The sequence below is a fragment of the Isoptericola sp. NPDC056618 genome, from assembly GCF_042792715.1.
Lineage (GTDB): Bacteria > Actinomycetota > Actinomycetes > Actinomycetales > Cellulomonadaceae > Isoptericola > Isoptericola nanjingensis.
On sequence record NZ_JBHTVZ010000041.1, the window covers coordinates 276 to 3,739 of the forward strand.

Annotated in this window: 5 protein-coding genes; all 5 read left to right on the forward strand. The window is 45.4% G+C overall.

Features of this window, described 5'->3' with window-relative positions; genetic code table 11:
• Window positions 1-485 (forward strand): hypothetical protein (locus tag ACFQ8T_RS21685; protein WP_430548515.1); only part of this gene is annotated, 485 nt, incomplete at its 5' end.
• 50 nt (window positions 486-535) lie between these two features.
• Entirely contained in the window at window positions 536-784 is a 249-nt protein-coding gene (locus ACFQ8T_RS21690; protein WP_376642747.1) for a hypothetical protein, read from the forward strand.
• Window positions 762-1,403 (forward strand): hypothetical protein, encoded by a 642-nt coding sequence (locus tag ACFQ8T_RS21695; protein WP_376642745.1) that lies wholly within the window; start codon window positions 762-764, stop codon window positions 1,401-1,403. The genes ACFQ8T_RS21690 and ACFQ8T_RS21695 overlap by 23 nt, the downstream gene beginning before the upstream one ends.
• A gap of 315 nt (window positions 1,404-1,718) precedes the next feature.
• Window positions 1,719-2,777: a hypothetical protein gene (locus ACFQ8T_RS21700; RefSeq protein WP_376642743.1), complete on the forward strand. Its 1,059-nt coding sequence runs from the start codon at window positions 1,719-1,721 to the stop codon at window positions 2,775-2,777.
• Between the two features lie 59 nt (window positions 2,778-2,836).
• Window positions 2,837-3,085, forward strand: a complete 249-nt coding sequence (locus tag ACFQ8T_RS21705; protein WP_080467411.1) for a hypothetical protein — start codon at window positions 2,837-2,839, stop codon at window positions 3,083-3,085.
• Window positions 3,086-3,464 lie beyond the last annotated feature (379 nt).

The window sequence follows — 3,464 nt, forward strand, 5'->3', positions numbered from 1 at the left end:
GTACTGGCACGAAAATGAAAAGCGCAGCCAAGAAAAAGACGGCGGGCACAGTTGATTCATCCCAGCTGAAAATGCTGTTACTGACGACAAGCGCGATCGTGGCAGCACGACCTGGGATGGAAGACTTTGCATTAACCGCCGATGAAGCCGAACAGATATGTACGCCACTCGCAAACATCATGGCGAAGTCTGAAGGCGTGGCGGGTGTCGCCAGTGAGTATGCAGACCATATAGCGTTACTCATTGCGTGCTTTACGATCTTTATACCTAAATTCATTATGTGGAAATCCAAACAACCTAAAAAGAAAGAGGTACAGAAAAATGTCTTGCCAAAACGAGAACTACCAAAACAACCAACAGAACAACGAGGAAATGAAAGCGCGCCTGAAAGAACTAATCAAAAGCCTGCTGAACGATCTGGGGAACCCACTAGTAAGCAATTTGGCGGCTCCTTACATCAACTCATCCCTTTCGGAGGATATTGATGTCTTAAAATTCCTCAACCATTTAGAGGGGATGATCGACTATGTCCGGTATGGTGACGCTGAAGCAAGGTGACTTCTATTACAACATCCCCATGCATGAATACAGCCGTTATTGGTTTGAACACTTGGACATTATCGAACAGGGCGAGGAATTTTTAGTTGTGGAGAAAATCCCTTACGACAAAATCCCGAAACCGTCCATCATGGCTGCTATGAAAAGAGGTAAAGGCGTGAAGCGTGTTGTGAAAGCTTACAGCACGAAAGGAAGTGGAAAACATGCGAATGACAATTGGCGATGACGAACACGTTTTTATCTGTGGTCAAACCGGTACAGGTAAATCGGTTGTCGCTGAGGTATATCTCGCTGGGAAAGACCATGTGGTAAAGCTTGATACGAAAGGCGAAGTACACGAGCGCCGCAAGAAACGGCAGGAATTGTGGCATGGCTTGCAGGAAGGTAAGGACTTTACTGTGGTTCACCGATTGGAAGACGTGTCCGAGGTCGAGACGCCGAAAATTATCTATTGCCCGGTCGCTGAAGAATTAGAGCCGGAATATTACAACGCGCTCATGAGCTGGGTGTACAAGCGTGAAAATACGATTCTATGGATAGACGAATTAATGGAAGTCGCGCCAAGCGCCCATAACTACCCGAAAGAATTGAAAGCCTTATACACGCGCGGGCGTTCGAAAGAAGCAGTCGTTTGGGCTTGTACCCAGCGCCCAACAGACATTCCGGTCATTGCTATGGCCAACAGTTCACACTATTTCATTTTCACCATGCAAAACCCGGATGACCGTAAAAAGATTGTGAAAGCAACAGGGATGCCGCAATTTATGGAGCAACCCGGCGGGCACAATTTTTGGTATTGGAAAGTGGGTATGCAAAACCCGGTACTAGCAAAATTGAAGCTTTAAAGGAGGTGATGACTTGGAGACACGAAAATTTGCAGGTGTCGGGCTGAAGAACATGATTGTCATTGCGCTATTCACAATGATGGTCATTGTCGTAACAAAGGTTATTGTCACGAAGCATCCGGTTAACGGTGTGACGCAATTAGTAAACGCAGTATAAGGAGGAAAAAAGCATGAAGGTTAAATGGTTAGTTCATACGTTCATTACTGTATTTATCACGATGGTTTTCATGTGGATTATTAAGAAAGCTTCAGCAAAATATCATATCCCGGTTGTATCTACAATCGCGGCAGAAGTCTAAGGAGGAATTTTAATTTATGGCAACTCAACAGCAACTATCAGCACAGGCAAAGGCTCAACTATTCTCGCAGGCTACCCGCCAAACATGGCAGATGATGGGTACACAGACAGTGACAGAGGACGCACAAACGGTATCATTCAACCTACCGAAAGTACGCCTGCTATCACAAATTTTAGTTGAATTTGACGCGACTGTCTCTCTCAAATCGCAGAACGCGGCAATTCCAACTAAACCATTTTCACCATACCAGATTATCAGAAATATTGCACTGGAATTAAACAGTGGATTCCGTCCTTTTGTTGTGTCAGGCGAAGCCCTTCACCTATACAGCTTAAACCGATTGAATCCAGACGTTCTATTACCTGCATCAAGTCCGCGGGCGTTATCTTACATTGAAACAGCCGCGAGCACGTCAGGTAAAGACGCGCGTATTAAATTCCAAGTCGCGCTGCCATTAACTTTAAACCAACGTGACCCGGTCGGTCTTATCTTGCTACAAAACGAGGAGACAACCGTTTCCCTTCAGATTGATACAGCACGCGCGCAAGACGCGTATCAGTTGGCTACTGGAGACACCGTTACACTGAAGCAATTGAAAATCACGCCGACAATTGAAACGTTCTCCGTCCCTTCTGTACCACAAGCTATGCCGGATATTTCTGTCCTGAAGCTTGTAAACGAAAAAGGCGAACAGTTCACCGGGAACGGTCAAAATATCGTGAAGCTTCAGACAGGGACGATCTACCGTAAACTCATGTTTTACTTTACGGATGAGTCAGGCAACCCGCTGAAGGACAGCGACTTTGCGGGCAACTTGGAATTGGTATTTAACCAAGCCGACATCCCTTACAGCATTAAGCCGTCAGCACTTGCAGCCCGAAATCATTCGGACTTGGGTTATGTCTTACCGGATGGGGTTTATGTGTTTGACTTCTCTAACCAAGGCTTGCCAAACCTCGGCGGCTCTCGTGACTATATTGACACCGAACGTCTTACAGAGTTTTGGATTCGCTTCAATACTCAAAAAGGCGGGCGCGTGAAAATCGTTGCTGAAAAGCTTTCACGCTTGCATTAATACACGCGGGAGGGCTTTTCCCTCCTTTTCTTATTTGACTACTACGAAGGAGGATTTATATGAACGCACCATCACAAATGGGTCTAGGTGAAATGTTCTACCATGCCGCAGACTTATATCCAAACATGGGGTTTATGAGTACCCGAACGTCTACAGTTCCCGAAGCTGAAGATCAAATGTCTCTTGTCGATGATGAGGACACAGCAAAAGAGCATGACGTAAAGCAAGACCCTATTACATCAAAACAAATCTTGCTGGGGTTCGGCATTGTGTTCCTTGTCGTATTCCTATTCTCGGCAAGGGTGTAGGGGGTGTGACTTGTGGAGCAAATCTATTCAATCCTATTAAATAACGGAGCCATGGGCGTAATGCTCGCGTGGTTCATGTTCAAACAATCAAAGGATAACGAACAGACACGGGAAATTCTAACCGATCTGAAAATGGTTATTTCAAAAATCGGGGGTGCGTCAAGCAATGACTAAAATTCTTGTTCTCACCGTTATTATCATCGTGTTTTGGTTCTTCTTTATCCGCCGCAAAAAGAAGGGATAACACATGGAAAAAGGTCTTTTGTTTTTCACGCTGGCGCTCACAGCCATATGGATTATTCTTGATGACTTTTATGGCGGCAAACACCTGTCAAAGATGGCACAGAAAATGACGCCTGACATTTCTACACCGATGGAC